17 protein-coding genes and 1 riboswitch are annotated in these 18317 nt (G+C 68.4%); of the genes, 10 read left to right on the plus strand and 7 right to left on the minus strand.

Annotated features, from left to right (window positions below; genetic code table 11):
* Window positions 1–124 precede the first annotated feature (124 nt).
* A complete protein-coding gene (locus ACZ4FV_RS30575) occupies window positions 125–793 on the minus strand; it encodes a hypothetical protein (protein ID WP_395862292.1) in 669 nt (222 codons plus the stop codon).
* Between the two features lie 48 nt (window positions 794–841).
* Window positions 842–1054, minus strand: coding sequence for a hypothetical protein (locus ACZ4FV_RS30580; protein WP_395862294.1), 213 nt, complete (start codon window positions 1052–1054; stop codon window positions 842–844).
* 180 nt (window positions 1055–1234) lie between these two features.
* On the opposite strand from ACZ4FV_RS30580, the gene ACZ4FV_RS30585 reads away from it, so the two are divergent.
* Window positions 1235–2212: a carbohydrate kinase family protein gene (locus tag ACZ4FV_RS30585; RefSeq protein ID WP_395862296.1), complete on the plus strand. Its 978-nt coding sequence runs from the start codon at window positions 1235–1237 to the stop codon at window positions 2210–2212.
* Between the two features lie 409 nt (window positions 2213–2621).
* Here ACZ4FV_RS30585 and ACZ4FV_RS30590 read toward each other — a convergent pair whose 3' ends face one another.
* On the minus strand, window positions 2622–4022 hold the full coding sequence (locus ACZ4FV_RS30590; protein WP_465323788.1) for an aminotransferase class V-fold PLP-dependent enzyme: 1401 nt from the start codon (window positions 4020–4022) through the stop codon (window positions 2622–2624).
* A gap of 235 nt (window positions 4023–4257) precedes the next feature.
* On the opposite strand from ACZ4FV_RS30590, the gene ctaC reads away from it, so the two are divergent.
* From ctaC to ACZ4FV_RS30615, 5 genes are all read left to right on the plus strand, one after another.
* Window positions 4258–5121, plus strand: a complete 864-nt coding sequence (gene ctaC / locus ACZ4FV_RS30595; RefSeq protein ID WP_395862300.1) for an aa3-type cytochrome oxidase subunit II — start codon at window positions 4258–4260, stop codon at window positions 5119–5121.
* A 3-nt stretch (window positions 5122–5124) separates the two neighbouring features.
* Window positions 5125–6843, plus strand: a complete 1719-nt coding sequence (gene ctaD, locus ACZ4FV_RS30600; protein ID WP_395862302.1) for an aa3-type cytochrome oxidase subunit I — start codon at window positions 5125–5127, stop codon at window positions 6841–6843.
* The gene (locus tag ACZ4FV_RS30605) at window positions 6840–7238 is read left to right on the plus strand and encodes a cytochrome c oxidase subunit 4 (RefSeq protein ID WP_395862304.1); all 399 of its coding nucleotides are present in this window, start codon (window positions 6840–6842) and stop codon (window positions 7236–7238) included. The genes ctaD and ACZ4FV_RS30605 overlap by 4 nt, the downstream gene beginning before the upstream one ends.
* A 208-nt stretch (window positions 7239–7446) precedes the next feature.
* Window positions 7447–8730, plus strand: coding sequence for a L,D-transpeptidase (locus ACZ4FV_RS30610; protein WP_402231815.1), 1284 nt, complete (start codon window positions 7447–7449; stop codon window positions 8728–8730).
* 196 nt (window positions 8731–8926) lie between these two features.
* Entirely contained in the window at window positions 8927–10153 is a 1227-nt protein-coding gene (locus tag ACZ4FV_RS30615) for a L,D-transpeptidase (RefSeq protein WP_395862308.1), read from the plus strand.
* 176 nt (window positions 10154–10329) lie between these two features.
* On the opposite strand, the gene qcrB is transcribed toward ACZ4FV_RS30615, so the two are convergent.
* Genes qcrB through ctaE form a run of 4 tightly spaced genes read right to left on the minus strand, consistent with a single transcriptional unit; the run spans window position 10330 to window position 14531 of the window.
* Complete coding sequence (gene qcrB, locus ACZ4FV_RS30620) at window positions 10330–11973, minus strand: cytochrome bc1 complex cytochrome b subunit (protein WP_465323789.1); 1644 nt, start codon at window positions 11971–11973, stop codon at window positions 10330–10332.
* On the minus strand, window positions 11973–13058 hold the full coding sequence (gene qcrA, locus ACZ4FV_RS30625; RefSeq protein ID WP_395862311.1) for a cytochrome bc1 complex Rieske iron-sulfur subunit: 1086 nt from the start codon (window positions 13056–13058) through the stop codon (window positions 11973–11975). The genes qcrB and qcrA overlap by 1 nt, the downstream gene beginning before the upstream one ends.
* Window positions 13055–13855, minus strand: coding sequence for a cytochrome bc1 complex diheme cytochrome c subunit (gene qcrC / locus ACZ4FV_RS30630; RefSeq protein WP_395862313.1), 801 nt, complete (start codon window positions 13853–13855; stop codon window positions 13055–13057). Before qcrC ends, qcrA begins: the two co-directional genes overlap by 4 nt.
* 46 nt (window positions 13856–13901) lie before the next feature.
* Window positions 13902–14531, minus strand: coding sequence for an aa3-type cytochrome oxidase subunit III (gene ctaE, locus ACZ4FV_RS30635; RefSeq protein WP_360304941.1), 630 nt, complete (start codon window positions 14529–14531; stop codon window positions 13902–13904).
* A gap of 75 nt (window positions 14532–14606) precedes the next feature.
* Here ctaE and ACZ4FV_RS30640 point away from each other — a divergent pair, with 75 nt between their 5' ends.
* From ACZ4FV_RS30640 to trpD, 4 genes are all read left to right on the plus strand, one after another.
* A complete protein-coding gene (locus ACZ4FV_RS30640; RefSeq protein WP_395862315.1) occupies window positions 14607–15722 on the plus strand; it encodes a cytochrome c oxidase assembly protein in 1116 nt (371 codons plus the stop codon).
* Window positions 15723–15731: 9 nt separating this feature from the next.
* A complete protein-coding gene (locus ACZ4FV_RS30645; protein ID WP_395862317.1) occupies window positions 15732–16142 on the plus strand; it encodes a hypothetical protein in 411 nt (136 codons plus the stop codon).
* A gap of 204 nt (window positions 16143–16346) precedes the next feature.
* The gene (locus ACZ4FV_RS30650; protein WP_020552994.1) at window positions 16347–16760 is read left to right on the plus strand and encodes a response regulator; all 414 of its coding nucleotides are present in this window, start codon (window positions 16347–16349) and stop codon (window positions 16758–16760) included.
* Window positions 16761–16824: 64 nt separating this feature from the next.
* On the plus strand, window positions 16825–17928 hold the full coding sequence (trpD, locus tag ACZ4FV_RS30655; RefSeq protein WP_395862319.1) for an anthranilate phosphoribosyltransferase: 1104 nt from the start codon (window positions 16825–16827) through the stop codon (window positions 17926–17928).
* Window positions 17929–18057: 129 nt separating this feature from the next.
* A riboswitch (SAM riboswitch) is annotated at window positions 18058–18174 on the plus strand.
* Window positions 18175–18317 lie beyond the last annotated feature (143 nt).

Consider the following 18317-nt stretch of genomic DNA (forward strand, 5'->3'; position numbering starts at 1 on the left):
CCCTCCCCCCCCCCCCTCCCCCCCCCCCCCCCCTCCCCCCCCCCCCCCCCCCCACACCCCCCCCCCCCCCCCCCCCCCTTTCCCCCCCGGCGTCGTCGTGTGCGGGCTCGGAGAGGTCCTCGGGTCAGCCGGTGGAGAAGGGCTTGCCACCCGGCGTGACGGGTGCGCCGGTCTCGGCGTCGACGAGCGTGCGGGTGCCCAGCGGTGTGGGAAGGGTCACGTTCACCTTGTTCTCCACGGCCATCTCCGTGCACACGTCGCCGGTGCGGGTGGTCTCCACGCGGATGGCGACCTGCGTCGCCGACTCGCTCGCGATCACCAGGCGGTTGGTCTCGCACTGGCCGCCCCACAACCAGGCGGTCAGCGTGCGGCCGTCCGGGGCCAGCGTGTAGCGGCTGAACCGGGTGTTGTCCTGGGCGGGGTAGTAGGTGTGCGGAGGGCCCGTGGGCAGGTTGGGCGAGGACGTCGAGGTGTCCGGGCCGGCGGCGTTGTCGCCGGCGGCGGGAGCGCCGGGTCGGGCCTGGGCGCCTCCGCCGGGCTCTGTGGCTCCGCTCGGCTGCTGCGCGGCTGCGCCCGGCCGGGTGTCCCCGCCGGTCGGGGCGCCGGGTTCGACCGGCGCGCCGGCGCCGGGGTCGGCGGTGGTCGAGCGGGGGGATTCCTCGCCGCCGAGCACCGCCCAGGTGCCGCCGCCCACGCCGAGCACCGCGACGATCGCGAGCCCGACGATCAACGGCCGCCGGCGTGCGGTGGGTTCGGGTCGAATTCCTTCGTCGTGCTCACCGTGTGTACGCATGACGATTCGACGCGGCCGGCGCCGGGGCGGTTCCCCTCGGGGTGTCGGTCAGTCGCCGTACTCGGACATGCCCGCGACCAGGGTCGCGCCGTGCGCGGGGACGTCGGTGGCGGGGGCGTGCGAACCGGCGGGCGCGGCCTTGATCGGCGTGCGCTCCGGGCCCGGGGTGGTCCACGACGCGTCGATGTGACGGCAGTCACCGCGCAGGTCCTCGAGCGTCTCGGGCTCGGCCTGCGACGGCATCACGGGCATCGGGGACATTTCACGACTCCTTGTACTGGGGATCCCCAGAGTAGGTCGCACGGAGCGTGACGGCACGGTGTACCGACCGGTAGTTTTCACAGGGCCGCCAGAGTGCGGTGGGATAACGTGTGCGAGTTTCCCCCCTCTCGTACACCCCGTACGTCACCCCTCCCCGTACTCCACTAGGAGACACGCGCCATGCGCATTGCCGTGACCGGGTCGATCGCCACCGACCATCTGATGACGTTCCCGGGTCGGTTCTCCGACCAGCTCGTCTCGGACAAGCTGCACGTGGTCTCGCTGTCCTTCCTCGTCGACAAGCTGGACATCCGGCGCGGCGGCGTGGCGCCGAACATCTGCTTCGGGATGGGCTGTCTGGGACTGTCGCCGATCCTGGTCGGCGCCGCCGGGGCAGACTTCGTCGACTACCGGTCGTGGTTGGACCGGCACCACGTGGACACCGAGTCCGTGCACATCTCGCCGACGCATCACACCGCGCGGTTCGTCTGCACGACGGACGAGGAACACAACCAGATCGCGTCCTTCTATACGGGTGCGATGAGCGAGGCGCGGGAGATCGAACTTCGGCCGGTGGCCGACCGCGTCGGCGGGCTGGACCTGGTCGTGATCGGTGCGAACGACCCCGAGGCGATGTTGCGGCACAGCGACGAGTGCCGGGACCGGGGCTACCCGTTCGCGGCGGACCCCTCGCAGCAGTTGGCCCGGATGGACGGCGAGGACATCCGGCGGCTCATCGACGGTGCGGCGTACCTGCTCACGAACGAGTACGAGAGCGCGCTGATCGTGCAGAAGAGCGGCTGGTCCGAGGCGGACATCCTGAAGAAGGTCGGCGTCCGGGTCACCACGCTCGGTTCGAGCGGGGTCAAGGTCGAGCAGGCGGGCGAGGAGACGATCGTCGTGCCTTGTCCCGCGGAGGACGCCAAGGTCGACCCGACGGGTGTGGGGGACGGGTTCCGGGCCGGGTTCCTGTCGGGGATCTCGTGGGGGTTGTCGCTGGAGCGGGCGGCGCAGGTGGGGAACATGGTGGCGACGTTGGTGATCGAGACGGTCGGTACGCAGGAGTACACGTTGCGGCGGGCCTCGTTCCTGGGACGGTTTGCTGCCGCGTATGGGGATGTTGCTGCGGCTGAGGTTTCGGCGCACGTTCCGATCTGAACCCGGCCTCCGGGTGGTGGTTGGCCTCAAGCGCCGGCCGGGCTGAGTTGGCCTCAAGCGCCGGCCGGGCTGGGTGGCCTCAAGCGCCGGCCGGGCTGGGTGGCCTCAAGCGCCGGCCGGGCTGGGTGGCCTCAAGCGCCGGCCGGGCTGGGTGGCCTCAAACGCCGGCCGGGCTGGGTGGCCTCAAACGCCGGCCGGGCTGGTGTGCTCAAGCGCCGCACGGGCTGGGTGGCCTCAAGCGTTGGCCGGGCTGGTGTGCTCAGGCGCCGCACGGGCTGGGTGGCCTCAAGCGCCGGCCGGGCTGAGGGGTTGCCCGGTCGGGTGAGGTGGTTTCGGTGTTGGTTGGGTTGAGGGGTGGCCCGGCCGGGGCGGGTGGGTTTTGGTGTACGCCCGGCCAAGGGTGATCCGGTCAGGAGCGGCGGCGGACCACGTAGGCGGTGCCCTGGGGGTGGGGGGTGGTGTGGAGGAATTCGTGGCCGGTCATTTCGCACCACGCGGGGATGTCCAGGGCTGAGGCCTCGTCGTCGGAGAGGACGGTGACCAGGGTGCCGTCCTCGACGTCGAGGATGCGCTTGGCCAGTTCGATCACCGGAATGGGGCAGCGGCGGCCGAGGGCGTTGACGATCACGCCTTCCGGCGGTGTCGGTGTCGGCGTGGGGGTGCGGGTGTGGGACACCGCCGCGCGGAGGTTCGAGACCAGGCCGGGGAGTACCGCCAGGAAGCGGTCGACCTCGGCCTCGGGGACGCCGCGGGGCAGGGAGACGCGGATATTGCCCTGGGACAACACGCCCATCGCCTCCAGGACATGGCTGGGGGTCAGCGTCGAGGACGTGCACGAGGAGCCCGAGGACACCGCGAAGCCGGCCTTGTCCAACTCGGTCAGCAGCGCCTCGCCGTCGACGTACAGGCAGGAGAAGGTGACGATGTGCGGGAGTCGGTCGACCGGATCGCCGACCACCTCGACGTCGGGCACCGTTTCGCGAACGCGGGTGCGGATGCGGTCGATCAGGCCGGACAGTCGGCGATCCTCGTCGGCCGACTCGGTGCTCACCGCACCCAGCGCGACCGCCGCCGCGACGATCGCCGGGACGTTCTCGAAGCCGGGCACGCGGCGCGCCTCGCGCTCGTCGTAGGGCAGGGCCGACGCGTAGCGGGTGCCCTTGCGCACCACGAGCAGGCCGACCCCCGCCGGTCCGCCCCACTTGTGCGCGCTCGCGGTCAGCACCGACCAGCCATCCGGCACCGATAGCCGACCCACCGACTGCGCGGCGTCCACGAGCAGGGGCACACCGGCCGCCTGACACGCCGTCACCACCTCGGCGAGCGGCTGGACCGTACCCACTTCGTGGTTGGCGCTCTGCACGCACGCGAGCGCGGTGTCCGAACGAAGCGCCGAGGCGAACGCCGCTACGTCGAGTCGGCCCGTACGGTCCACCCTCGTCCGGGTGATTTCCGCGACCGTTCCGAGTTGCTCCGAACGGGCCGCGTGGGTGTCGGCGGTGTGCAATACGGAGGAGTGTTCGACCGCGCCGAGGACCACGTGCGTTCCCACTCGGCGGCGGCCGGCGAGCACGCCGAGCATGCCCAACTGGACCGCCTGTGTCCCGGATGTGGTGAATGACACTTCATCAGATCGGGTGCCCAGAACGGACGCCACCGTCTCGCGCGCCGCGTCGAGCAGCATGCGGGCGCGCCGGCCGTCGTAATAGCCGCGCGCGGGATCGGCCCAGCCCTCGTCGAGAGTGCTCAGGAAGGCCGCTTTCGCGGCCGGGTGCAGTGGCTCGGTGGAGGCCGCGTCGAAATACGCCATGCGTCGGACGTTAGCCAATACCCGAATCCCGGACGCGTTCGGGCCGTTCGCCCGAACGGACGCACCGGCACATCTACCCGGCCCGCCACACCAGACCTCCGCGCGCGACCCGAATAGGGCTGGAGTAGGGTTTGGCCCGCAGAAACATCCATACCTGTCCGCGCAACGGGTCGTCAGGGAAGAAAAGTTCCCCACCGTGACTCGCGCGCGGGCGAGACATTCGGGAAGGCGCTACGTGAGTCCCTACGGCTCCGACCGCTCGCCGCGGCGCTGGATGCGGCGCAGGGTGCCGCAGCTGCTGGCTCTGGGCCTCGTCACCGCGACCGCCACCGGCTGCTCCGTCGATTCCAAGGACCTGCCGAGACTCGGCCTGCCCAACCCTGTCACCGAGCAGGGTCCGCGAGTCCTGTCGCTCTGGCAGGGCGCCTGGATTGCAGCGCTGATCGTCGGGGTCGTGGTGTGGGGGCTCATCCTGTGGAGCGTCGCGTTCCACCGCCGGTCGCGTACCAAGATCGAGATCCCGCCGCAGACGCGCTACAACCTCCCCATCGAGGTTTTGTACACGGTCATCCCCGGCATCATGATCGCGGTCTTCTTCTACTTCACCGCGCGTGACGAGACCAAGCTCGAAGAACTCTCCAAGAACCCCGACAACACGATCAACGTGGTCGGCGTGCAGTGGAGCTGGTCCTTCAACTATCAGGGCGACCCGGCCGACGGCACGGTCGACGTCTACGAGCAGGGCACGCCCGGCAAGCCGCCGACGCTGTACCTGCCGGTGAAGGAGTCGGTGCGGTTCGATCTGACCTCGCCGGACGTCATCCACTCGTTCTGGGTCCCGAACTTCTTGTACAAGAAGGACATCATCCCGGGCCGCACGAACAAGTTCGAGGTCGTTCCGACCAAGAAGGGCACGTACGGCGGCAAGTGCGCCGAACTGTGCGGCGTGGACCACTCGCGCATGCTCTTCAACGTGAAGATCGTGGACAAGGCCGTTTACGTCCAGCACCTGAAGGACCTGGCCGCGAAGGGCCAGACCGGCTGGCTGCGCAGCAAGATCAACGAGCCTGCCCCCGTTGAAGCGCACGGGAAGAAGTGACGAGTGACAATCCTCAGTGAGCCACAGACCGTGGCCCCGGACGGACCTCCGCCGGTCCGGCGCAAGGAGCCCGGGAACATCGTCATCAAGTGGATGACGACCACGGACCACAAGACGATCGGGTCGATGTACCTGATCACCTCCTTCGTCTTCTTCTGCATCGGTGGTGTGCTCGCGCTGGTCATGCGCGCGGAGCTGGCCCGCCCCGGTACGCAGTTCATCTCGAACGAGCAGTTCAACCAGTCGTTCACGATGCACGGCACGATCATGCTGCTGATGTTCGCGACGCCGCTGTTCGCGGGCTTCACGAACTGGATCATGCCGCTGCAGATCGGCGCCCCCGACGTCGCGTTCCCGCGCCTGAACATGTTCGCCTACTGGCTCTACCTGTTCGGCTCGATCATCGCGGTGGCCGGCTTCATCACCCCGCAGGGTGCCGCCGACTTCGGCTGGTTCGCGTACGCGCCGCTGTCCGACGCGGTGCGCTCGCCGGGCATCGGCGGCGACATGTGGATCATGGGTCTGGCGATGTCGGGCTTCGGCACCATCCTGGGTGCCGTCAACTTCATCACCACGATCATCTGCATGCGCGCGCCCGGTCTGACCATGTTCCGGATGTCGATCTTCTGCTGGAACGTGCTGCTGACCTCGGTCCTGGTCCTGATGGCGTTCCCGGTCCTGGCCGCCGCGCTGTTCGCGCTGGAGGCCGACCGCAAGTTCGGCACACACATCTTCGATCCGGCCAACGGCGGACCGATCCTGTGGCAGCACCTCTTCTGGTTCTTCGGCCATCCCGAGGTGTACATCATCGCGTTGCCGTTCTTCGGCATCGTGTCGGAGATCATCCCGGTCTTCGCGCGCAAGCCGATGTTCGGTTACAAGAGCCTGATCGCCGCGACCATCTCGATCGCGGGCCTGTCGGTCACCGTGTGGGCGCACCACATGTTCCCGACCGGCGCGGTCATGCTGCCGTTCTTCTCCTTCATGACGTTCCTGATCGCCGTACCGACCGGCGTCAAGTTCTTCAACTGGATCGGCACCATGTGGCGCGGCTCGTTGTCCTTCGAGACACCGATGTTGTGGACCGTGGGCTTCCTGGTGACCTTCGCGTTCGGTGGTCTCACCGGCGTCATCCTCGCGTCGCCGCCGCTGGACTTCCACGTCTCGGACACCTACTTCGTGGTGGCGCACTTCCACTACGTGGTGTTCGGCACCGTGGTGTTCGCGATGTTCGCGGGCTTCCACTTCTGGTGGCCCAAGTTCACCGGCAAGATGCTCGACGAGCGGCTGGGCAAGATCACCTTCTGGACGCTGTTCATCGGCTTCCACACCACGTTCCTGGTGCAGCACTGGCTGGGTGCCGAGGGCATGGCCCGTCGGTACGCGGACTACCTGGACTCGGAAGGCTTCACCACGCTGAACACGATCTCGACCCTGGGCTCGTTCCTGCTGGGTCTGTCGATCCTGCCGTTCTTCTACAACATCTGGAAGACGCACAAGTACGGCAAGAAGATCACCGTGGACGACCCGTGGGGCTACGGCCGTTCGCTGGAGTGGGCGACCTCCTGCCCGCCGCCGCGGCACAACTTCACGAGCATTCCGCGGATCCGTTCCGAGGCTCCCGCGTTCGACCTCCACCACCCGGAGATCGCCGCGCTGGAGTACCTCACCGACGAGCGTTCCGAGGCGTCGCCCGAGCTGGCGAAGGGAGCCGAGAAGTGAAGTTCAACGGTGTCCTGTTCGCAGTCCTGGCCGTGTTCCTGCTGCCGGTGACGATCATCTACTGGTTGTTGTCCGAGGACCCGACCGGTACGACCGCCCTGGCGCTGACGTTCGGCCTGGCGCTGATGATCGGGTTCTACCTGATCTTCACCGCGCGCCGGATGGACCTGCTCGCGCAGGACAACGAAGAGGGCGAGATCGCCGACGACGCCGGCGAGCTGGGCTTCTTCGCCCCGCACAGCTGGCAGCCGCTGCTGTTGGCGACCGGTTCGGCGCTGCTGTTCCTGGGCGTCATCTTCGGCTGGTGGCTGGCGATGTTCGCCGCGCCGTTCGTCGCGATCGGTGTCTTCGGCTGGGTCTTCGAGTTCTACCGGGGTGCGGACCAGCGCTACTAGCGCCACCGATTCGCAACCTTCGCAACACGGTTTTGCCACAAGGCCGATCACCCTGATGGGTGGTCGGCCTTGTGTGATATCTACAGAGGACTCCCTGACGCCCCCGAATGTCACCGGTGTGTGACCGTTCGGCGGTTGTAGCAACCCGAACCGGGGGTCGACGCGTCAAATGGACGCAAGGGAGTACCAGGACGAGGGAGGAACACGCGTGCCCCGGATACACGGAGCATCGCGCACGGGGGCAGCGGGCGGCGGCATACGCCTCTTCGCGGGACTCATGGTGGCGCCGCTCATATTCATTGCAGGCTGCTCGTCCGACGGCGGCAAGACCGACCCCGGCGGCTCGACCGGTGGCAACTCCGGCGGCTCCGGTGGCGGTCCGAACAAGAAGGTCGCCGCGGCACCCGCCACGATCGCGATCACTCCCGCCGACGGTACCAAGAGCGTGGAGACCGACGGCGCGCTCAAGGTCGACGCGACCGGCGGCAAGCTCACCTCGGTCGTGGTCACCGACGCGAAGGGCAAGACCGTCGACGGGCAGATCAGCCCGGACGGCATCGGCTGGAAGCCGGACGCCCCGTTGGCCAACGGCGGCGCCTACACGGTCGCGGCCAAGGCCGCCAACGCCGACGGCGCCGAGGTCACCGCGCAGAGCAAGTTCAACACCAAGGCCGCCGACGACACGTTCGTGGCCGACTTCAACATCGAGCCGGACAGCACGTGGGGCGTCGGCGCGATCATCTCGCTCAAGTTCAACGAGCCGATCAAGGACAAGGCCGCGATCGAGCGCAACCTCAAGGTCGTCTCCGAGCCCGCCGTGCAGGGCTCGTGGTCCTGGCTCAAGGACCTCGACGGCAACGACCGGATCGACTACCGCCCGGAGAAGTACTGGGCGAGCGGTACGAAGGTCAACCTCAAGGCCAACCTGACCGGCGCGAAGGCGGCGCCGGGTGTCTACGGCAAGCAGACCAAGGACATCAAGTTCACCATCGGCCGCTCGCTGGTGGCCACCGCGGACCTCAAGTCCAAGCACATGGTGGTCACCAAGGACGGGGCCCAGATCGAGGACCTGCCGATCTCGGCGGGCGGCCCCAGCTTCCCGACCTGGGGCGGCACGATGGTCGTGCTCGACAAGGTCGACGGCATCACGATGGACTCCGAGACGGTCGGCCTGGGCGACGCGTACAACATGAAGAACGTGCGGCACGCGGTGCACCTGACCGCGTCCGGCACGTACGCGCACGGCGCGCCCTGGAACGAGGGCAAGTTCGGCCGGCAGAACGACAGCCACGGGTGCATCGGGCTGAGCGCCTCCAACGCCAAGAAGTTCTTCGACCTGGTCACCCAGGGGGACCCGGTGGAGATCCTCAACAGCACCGACAAGACGGTCAAGGCCGGCAACGGGCTCGGCGGCTGGAGCGTCGACTGGGCGACCTGGCTCAAGGGCAGCGCGCTCACCGGCGGTGGCGCGGCCGGGACCCCGGCGGCGTAGCAAGTCCCACACGGTAGGGCGAACCGCCCGATCGCGCGACCCGGCCGGCGGCCGGTGTCAGGCGATCGGGCGGTTTGTCGTTTTATCTGAATGAAGTGGGTCGTTCCCGGCCACTCTCGATGCACCAAACTCCGCGCCATCCGCGCTCGGCGAGCACGGATGTACGGTGATCGGCCGGTACGGCTGGAGGTCATGAGTGAATCGGGACAGAGCTGTTCGCGTCCGCCGGCTCGGCTGGGCCCTCGCGTCGGCGCTGCCACTCGTGTTCGTGGCCGGATGCGGGACGTGGGAGAAGCAGCGCACCGCCGAGATCGACCGACCCGCCGAGAGCGTCGCCCGCCTCGCGGTGGACGTGCGCACCGATCGTCCCGCCCAGCCGGGCCGGCCGATCACCGTCACCGCCGGCGACGGGCGGCTGTACGCGGTGAGCCTGGTGGGCCCGGACGGCAAGCCGGTGCCGGGCGGCAACGCGGCCGGCGACACGACGTGGTCCAACTCCGAACCGCTGGCCTACGGCAGCAGGTACACGCTGACCGCGTCCGCCGTCGACGTGTACGGGCTGACCTCGACCCGGACCGAGTCGTTCACCACGCTCACGCCGGACGCCGAGACGCACGTGGAGTCGGTGCTGCCGGAGGCCGACTCGAAGGTGGGCGTGGGCATGCCGATCACGGTCACCCTGGAGCGGCCGGTCACCGACCCGGCGCGGCGTGCCGAGGTGGAGCGGCGACTCCAGGTATCCGCGTCCACGCCGGTCGAGGGCGCGTGGGGCTGGGTGGACGACACGACCGTGCGCTATCGGCCCAAGGACTACTGGCCGGTGAACACCAGGGTCTCGGTGGCCACCAGTCTGCTCGGCGTCGACTTCGGGAACGGCGTCTACGGCGGCCCCGGCAAGGTGGTCGACTTCGAGGTCGGCGACGCCGTGGTCGCCACCGTGGACTCCGCGGCGCACACGCTGACCCTCGAGCGCAACGGCGTCGACATCAAGACGATGCCGGTGACCACCGGCAAACCCGGCTTCACCACCCGGTCGGGCATCAAGGTGGTGCTCGGCAAGGCGCCGCACGTGCTGATGGACGGCACCACGGTGGGCATCTCCGCGGACAGCAGCGACGGCTACCGGCTGGACGTCTACTGGGCCACCCGGGTCACCTGGAGCGGCGAGTTCGTGCACGCGGCCCCGTGGTCGGTGAGCTCGCAGGGCCGGGAGAACGTGAGCCACGGCTGCGTCGGGATGAGCGACGAGGACGCCAAGTGGTTCTACGACCAGGTCAAGGTCGGCGACGTGGTCACCGTGGTGAACACGGGCGACGCCAAGAGCATGGAGCCGATCGGCAACGGCTACGGCGAGTGGAACCTGGACTGGTCGCAGTGGCTGACCCACAGCACGACCGGCCCGGCCACCACCCGCCGGCTCTGACGGGCCGTCCGGCAACTCCGGGCCCGCCGCCCGGCGCTCCCGTGAAGGCGCTGTACGGCCGCCTGCGGGGCGCGACGCGAAGGGCCCCACCGGGAAGATCCGGTGGGGCCCTTCGTCGTTCCTGCGCGTCCTACGGGTCGTGCCGATGTGGCGTCAGCAGCCCGGCCCCGGTCGCGTCAGTGGTGACCGTGTCCGCTGGTCAGTTCCTTGTACTCCTCGGCCGTCGGCTTCTCGATCGGCTCGGCGAAGTACCAGTGCGACATCCTCGAGCGCAGCTTCTGCGAACGCTTGACCTTGCGGGCCACACCGTTCTCGTCCTCGGCCGGCTCGAGCTGGTACGGCTTGGGCTGCTCGTGCGCGGTGAGGGTGTGCCGCACCCCGGCGTCCAGCGGCTCGTGGATCTCCACGAACTCGCCGTGCGGGAGCTTCTTGATCACACCGGTCTCGCGACCGTGCAGGACCTTGTCCCGGTCGCGCCGTTGCAGACCCTTGCAGATGCGCACCGTGGCCAGGTAGGCCAGCACGGGCGCGACGAAGAACGCGACGCGGCCGATCCAGGTGATCGTGTTGATCGACATGTGGAAGTGGGTGGCGATGATGTCGTTGCCACCACAGACCCACAACACGCCGTAGCAGATGATCCAGGCGACGCCCAGGCCGGTGCGCACCGGCATGTTGCGCGGGCGGTCGAGCAGGTGGTGCTCACGCTTGTCGCCGGTGATCCAGCCTTCGATCCACGGGTACATCGCCAGGAACGTGAACAGCACGCCGGGCAGGACCAGGGACGGGATCAGCACGTTGAAGCTGAGCGTGTGGCCCCAGATGTTCCATTCCCAGTTCGGCATGATGCGCAGGGATCCCTCGAGGAACCCGATGTACCAGTCCGGTTGGGAGCCCGCCGTGATCTGACCCGGGTTGTATGGACCGTAGGCCCAGATCGGGTTGATCTGCACCATGCCGCCGAGGGCGGCGGTGATGCCGAACACGATGAAGAAGAAGCCACCGGCCTTGGCCGCGTAGACCGGCAGCAGCGGCAGGCCGACCACGTTCTTCTCGGTCTTGCCCGGGCCGGGGAACTGGGTGTGCTTCTGGTAGAAGACCAGGATCAGGTGCACGGTCACCAGGCCGACCATGATCGCCGGGATCAGCAGCACGTGGATGGTGAACAGGCGGGGCACGATGTCCTCGCCCGGGAACTCCCCGCCGAACAGGAAGAACTGCACGTACGTGCCGACCAGCGGGATGGCCAGGACCACACCCTCGGCGATCCGCAGACCCGTACCGGAGAGCAGGTCGTCCGGGAGCGAGTAGCCGGTGAAGCCGTTGACCATGGCCAGGATCAGCAGCAGGAAGCCGAACAGCCAGTTTATTTCGCGCGGCTTGCGGAACGCCCCGGTGAAGAAGATCCGGAACATGTGCACGAACAGCGACGACACGAAGATCAGCGCGGCCCAGTGGTGGATCTGACGCATCGCCAGACCACCGCGGATGTCGAAGCTGATGTCCAGCGTCGAGGCGTACGCCTGGGACATGTGAATGCCCTGGAGCGGCACGTAGGAGCCGTCGTAGACGACCTCCTGCATGCTCGGCTTGAAGAACAGCGTCAGGAAGACACCGGTCAGCAGCAGCACGATGAAGCTGTACAGCGCCACTTCACCGAGCATGAAGGACCAGTGGTCCGGAAAGACCTTGCGCAGGTTCTTCTTCGCCGCGCCGTAGATGCCCAGCCGGCTGTCCAGGGCGTCGGCCGCGCGAACGGCCGCGTTGTTCGGGATCGGGGTGCTCTTGTTCGCCCCGCCCTTGGGTTGTTCGCTCGACATCAGCCACGCTCCCAGAAGCTCGCGCCGACCGGTTCGGCGAAGTCCTGCGTCGCGGCGAGGTTACCCGCCTCGTTCACATGGATCTTCAACTGCGGCAGCGAGCGCGCGGCCGGACCGAACACGACCTTGCCGTCGTCCGCCAGGTCGAAGGTGGACTGGTGACACGGGCACAGCAGGTGGTGCGTCTGCTGCTCGTACAGGCCGATCGGGCAACCCACGTGGGTGCAGATCTTCGAGTACGCCACGATGCCCTCGTAGCCCCAGTCCAGTTCCTTCTTGGACTTGATGTCCTCCGGCTCCAGCCGGACCACCAGGACCGCGGACATGCCCGCCTTCTCCAGCCAGCCGTGCGAGAGCTCTTCCTTCTCGCCGGCCGGGCCGTACTTCTCGACCAGGCCGTCGGGCAGCACCATGGTCAGCGAGCCCTTGACGATGTCGTCCGGCTTGATCGGCAGGCCGGTCGCCTCGTTGATCAGCTCGACGCCCGGCTTCCAGTCGGTGTGCCGCAGCTTGGTGCCCGGCAGCGGACCGAGGTCGCGCAGCAGCACGACGCCGGACAGCGGCACCAGGGCCATCGCGCCGATCATCGTGCGCCGGATCAGCGGGCGGCGACCGATCACCGAGTCCGCGGCACCCTGGGTGAACTCCCGGATCGCGTATTCGCGGGTCTCCGGGTCCGAGGTGAACTCGTGCCGCTCCTGGACGATCTCCTCGTCCGTCATCAACGTGCGCGCCCAGTGGATCGCGCCGGCGCCGATGCAGAACAGCGCGAGGCCGAGGAAGCCGCCGAGCGCGAGGTTCTGGGCACCGATCTTCCCGAAGAAGAAGATGTCGATGATGCGGTACTTGTCGATGCCGACGTACGCCCAGATGAAACCGATCGTGGACAACATCGAGATCACGAAGAGGAACGCGACCTGACGCTCGGCGCGCTTGGCGGCCCGCTCGTCGATGTCGGTGACGCGCGGCTCGTGGGCCGGCAGGCCGGGGTCGGCGAACGGGTCGCCTTCCGCCGGAACATGTGCCGAGGCGTGGACCTCGGGCAGGTGCTCTTCAGGCACTTCAGACTTGTCCTGGCTACTCATTTGGTCCTGGCCTTGGGGGTCCGGGCGGCAATCCAGATCGCACATCCGATGAGCAGACCGAGCGCGATGATCCAGCCGAACAGACCTTCGGAGACCGGGCCGAGCCGGCCGAGACCCAGGCCGCCGGGGTTCGGCTCCTTCTTGGTCGTCTCGTTGACGTACGTGACGATGTCCTTCTTCTGCTGCTCGGGCATCGTGCTGTCCGGGAACGAAGGCATGTTCTGCGGGCCGGTGAGCATGGCCTCGTACATGTGCTTCGGGTCCACGTTCTTCAGCGGCGGCGCGAACTTGCCCTCGGTCAGGGCGCCGCCCTCACCGGAGAAGTTGTGGCACTGCGAGCAGTTCGTGCGGAACAGCTCGGCGCCGTTGACGATGTCGCCGTCGGGCGCGTACATGTTCGCCGTCGGGACCTTGGGTCCGACGCCGAGGGAGGCCACGTACGCGGAGAGCTGGTCGATCTGCGCCTGGGTGTAGACCTCGGGCTTGCGCGGCGCCTGGGCGCCGGGCTGCTGAAGCGGCATCCGGCCGGTCGCCACCTGGAAGTCGACGGCGGCCGCGCCGACGCCGATCAGGGACGGACCGTCGGTGGAACCCTGGGCGTCGAGCCCATGGCAGGTCGAACATCCGCTCAGGTAGAGCTTCTTGCCCGCCTCGACGGCGATGGAGGCGGAATCGTCGGCCTCCGCCTTCTTGGCAGGCGCGAACGCGGCGTACAGACCCCCCGTGGCCGCGAGCGCGAAGATGAGTACGACGATCGCCGCCAAGGGGTGGCGTCGCCGCGCGGAGAGCTTTTTCACGGAAAACCCCGGTCCAATGTCGTCTGCGTAGTAAGTGTCGGGACGTCTACCTGATGACGTAGATCGTGAAGAACAGACCGATCCAGACCACGTCGACGAAATGCCAGTAGTACGAGACGACGATTGCGGCCGTGGCCTGCTCGTGCGTGAACCGTCGGGCCGCGTAGGTGCGTCCGAGGATCAGCAGGAAGGCGATCAGACCGCCTGTCACGTGCATGCCGTGGAAGCCGGTGGTCAGGTAGAAGACCGAACCGTAAGCCGACGACGAGAGAGTCGTGCCCTCCTTGACCAGCTCCGTGTACTCCATCACCTGGCCGCCGACGAAGACGGCGCCCATCACGAAGGTGATGACGAACCACATTCTGAGCTTCTTGACGTCACCGCGTTCGGCCGCGAAGACGCCGAGCTGGCAGGTGAGCGAGGACAGCACGAGGATCGTCGTGTTGCCCGTCGAGAACGGGATGTTCAGCTCACTGGCGTGCTCACGCCAAGCGTCCGCGCCGGTGACGGAGCGGATCGTGAAATACATCGCGAACAAGGCCGCGAAGAACATCAGCTCGGACGCCAACCAGACGATCGTGCCGATGCTGACCAAGTTGGGACGGTTGAGCGTCCCGTGTGTCCCGTGTGAGGGGGGCCCGGTTTCTAGTGAAGTTGCTGTCGCCACGGCGGCCATTATTGCGGTCGCCGGATCTGCCCACACTTCGGGGGGCAACCTTTGTACAACGTGTCCGGGTTAGGCTCTGGTTCCGTGAGTGGCTCTGCAGGCGACGCCGGGGTGTTTCTGGCGCACGCGACCCCTGGGAACGTACCGCCGGAACTGACCCCCATTCGGCTCCTGACCGGGTGGGTGTTCGAGCCGATCCCGATCCTGGTCGCGATGCTCTTCGGCGGCCTCTATCTGTACGGGGTGCACAAGCTCAGGGCCCGTGGGGACTCGTGGTCGCGGTGGCGGAGCTTCTCCTTCCTGGGACTGGGGCTGGGCACGTTCCTGCTCGCGACCGAGTCCGCGTTGGCCGCGTACGACACCGTGTTGCTGAGTGTGCACATGGTTCAGCACATGGTGCTGGCGATGATCACGCCGATCTTCCTGGCGCTCGGAGCGCCGATCACACTCGCGCTGCGTACCCTGCCGACCAAGTGGCGTAATCGACTCAACGCGCTGCTGCACAGCAGATACGCGAAGGTGGTCACCTTCCCGGCCTTCGCCGGGTTCATCTTCGTGCTCAACCCGTTCGCCCTGTACTTCACCCCTTGGTACGAGCTGACGTTGCGGAACACCTTCATGCACGACATGAATCACGTGCATTTCGTGATCATCGGCTGCATGTGGTTCTGGCCGCTGCTGGGTCTGGACCCGATGCCGCGCGCGAGTTATCCGATGCGGCTGCTCGCGGTGTTCGCGACGCTGCCGTTCCACGCGTGGCTGGGTATCGCGATCATGAGTTCGTCCAACGTGCTCGCCGGTGACTGGTACAACGACCTCGGTCGCGACTGGGGCGCCAGTCCGCTCTCGGACCAGGGCACGGCGGGCGGAATCCTGTGGGGCAGCGGCGACATCATCGGACTGCTCGTCTTCTTGGTGTTGTTCGTGCAGTGGGCCCGGGCGTCGGAGCGCGAGGCGGTCCGGGAGGACCGCCGGCTGGATCGACTCGAACTGATCGAGGCCGGCCGCAAGGCGCGCGAGGAGCGGTTGGCGCGCGAGGCGGCCGAGGCCGGCGGCGGTGTGGAGCAGGGCTTGGACGACGCCGGAAAACCCGTGTCGAAGAGCACTCTTCCGGGTGACTCTGCCCGAACGGAGGAGGCCGACTCGGCCGTCCGGGTGGCCCGCGGGCCCGAGCCGAGGTTGGCCGACGCGGCCGAGTAGCGTCGCGGCATGATCCTGGAACGTTTCCTGCGCCGGCGGCGACCGGAACCCGATCCCGTGCTCGTCGACGACGGCACGCTCGTGGTGGTCGGGTCCTGCTTCGACCCCTCGCGCGCCGATTCGGCGGTGGTCGCGCAGATGCGGGCGGACGGAGTCGCGGTGGAGACCGGACGGTTCGTGATGCGGCACGTGCTGACGCTGCCGGATCTGGCGGCGGCCGACGAGGCGGCCCGGATCCTGACGCCGGACGGCTGGCGGGTGGTGGCGCCGGCCCCCGACGAGCGGCCGCTGCGGGTGCTGATCTCCCGGCAGCAGGTGATCACCGGCCTGGAGCCGGCCCGGGAGCGGACCCGGATGGCCGGGCTGGCCCAGCGCCTGGGCGGCGACGCCGAGGGCTACGAGGTGCTCGCGCGCGGGTGATTCGGGGCGCGTCGGGGGTGCGGTCGGTGTCGCCCGGGCCGGACCGTGGCCGGCCGGGAGCGGGACGAGCGCGTGACGAGGCACACATTTTCGTGCCGAAAAGCGCTAACATCCGGGTCGATCCGAGTGTTGCCCGTACCGAACATGCGCAGCCTGAACATATGCAGCCCTGAACACACGCAGCCCAGACACAGGCAGGTGGACATGACGCGCGGCGAGACCATGACCGTCCTCGTGTACAGCGACGACCGCAACACCCGACGGAAGGTCACCCTCGCGCTCGGGCGCAGGCCCGCCGTCGACGTGCCGTTCGTGGAATACCTGGAGTGCGCCACCGAGCCCGCCGTGATCGAGGCGATGGACAAGGGCGGCATCGATCTGGTGATCCTGGACGGGGAGACCGCCCCGGCCGGTGGCATGGGTGTGTGTCGTCAGCTCAAGGACGAGATCTACAACTGCCCGCCGGTGCTGACCCTGGTCGGCCGTCCGCAGGACGCGTGGCTGGCCACGTGGTGCCGGGCGGACGCGGTGGTCGCCCACCCGCTGGATCCGCGCACGCTCGCGGACGCGGCGGCCGACCTGATCCGGGGTCGGATCGCCGGACGCCAGCCGGCCTGACCGCATCCCGGATAACCACCCGGCCGCGACGGGCGCGGTGGGTACGCTGTCGCGGACTCATCCGATGACACAGCGGGAGCGGACCATGGGCGCCTCGGCCTCTACGAACAAGAGCGGCGGCAACCCGGCGGCCCGTTCCTGGCGGGACCTCCTGGCGACGCTCATGCGCGGCGACGACCTGCCGGCCGACGCGACCGCGTGGGCGATGGACCACATCATGACCGGCGAGGCGACGCCGGTGCAGGTGGCCGGGTTCGTGATCGCGCTGCGGGCCAAGGGCGAGACCGTGGACGAGGTCTCGGGTCTGGTGCGGGCGATGTACGCGCACGCGTCGACGATCGAGGTGCCCGGCCGTACGGTCGACATCGTCGGCACCGGTGGCGACCTCGCGCGGACGGTGAACATCTCGACGATGTCCGCGATCGTGGTCGCGGGCACGGGCGAGACCGTGGTCAAGCACGGCAATCGGGCGGCGTCCTCGTCCAGCGGTGCCGCCGACGTGCTCGAGGCGCTCGGTGTGGTGCTGGACCTGACCCCGGAGCAGGTGGCCCGGACGGCCGAGGAGGCGGGCATCACGCTGTGCTTCGCCCAGCGCTTCCACCCGTCGCTGCGGCACGCCGCGCAGGCGCGGCGCGAGCTGGGGGTGCCGACCACGTTCAACTTCCTGGGGCCGTTGACCAATCCGGCTCGTGTGCGGTTCCACGCGGTCGGGGTCGCGGATCTGCGGATGGCGCCGATCGTGGCCGGTGTGCTGGCCGATCGGGGTGCGACCGCGCTGGTGTTCCGGGGTGACGACGGGCTGGACGAGTTGACCGTCACGACCACGTCGCAGGTGTGGATCGTGCGGGACGGCGACGTGCGCGAGGACCGGGTGGACCCGCGGGACCTGGGCATCCCGCTGAACGGGATCGAGTCGTTGCGCGGCGGCGACGCGGCGTTCAACGCCGAGGTGGCCCGGAAGTTGTTCGCGGGCGAGCAGGGCGCGGTGCGCGACGCGGTGTTGTTGAACTCGGCGGCGGCGCTGGCCGCGTTGGGCCCGGGAGAGGGATCGTTGACCCAGCAGTTGGCGGCCGGGATCGATCGGGCCGCCGAGGCGATCGACTCGGGCGCGGCGCAGGCCGCGCTGGATCGTTGGGTGGCCACGACCCGGTCGTTCGCGCGGGGATAGCGGGTCCGGGCGGGAGACCGTACGCCGGGCGTGGTCGTGGCCGACCCGCCCGGCGTCGTGCCGTCCAGGATGTGGGAATGGTGGGGCCGTCGTTGCGCGGGGCGCTCCGTCTGGTAATAATTCTGCGCAGGTCACGAGTGACAGTGGAAAGCCCCGGCTTGCTGTCCGGCAACCCTCGCTCCGCGGTGGGGTGCCCCGGGTGATGACACGGCCGGGCGTCGTAAGGCGCCCCGGCAAGCGCGGACCCCTTGCATGACGGCAGGCAATTGCTCCATGTGACCCGGGGGTCCTGTACCTGGGGAGCATGTGATGGCGTGAAATCTCTTTCTCGAAACGGGCTAATCGCCCTGATCCGTACGCGCTGAGTCGTCGCGCGTCGCTTTTCCGAG

It is taken from the genome of Embleya sp. NPDC025285, from assembly GCF_055558835.1.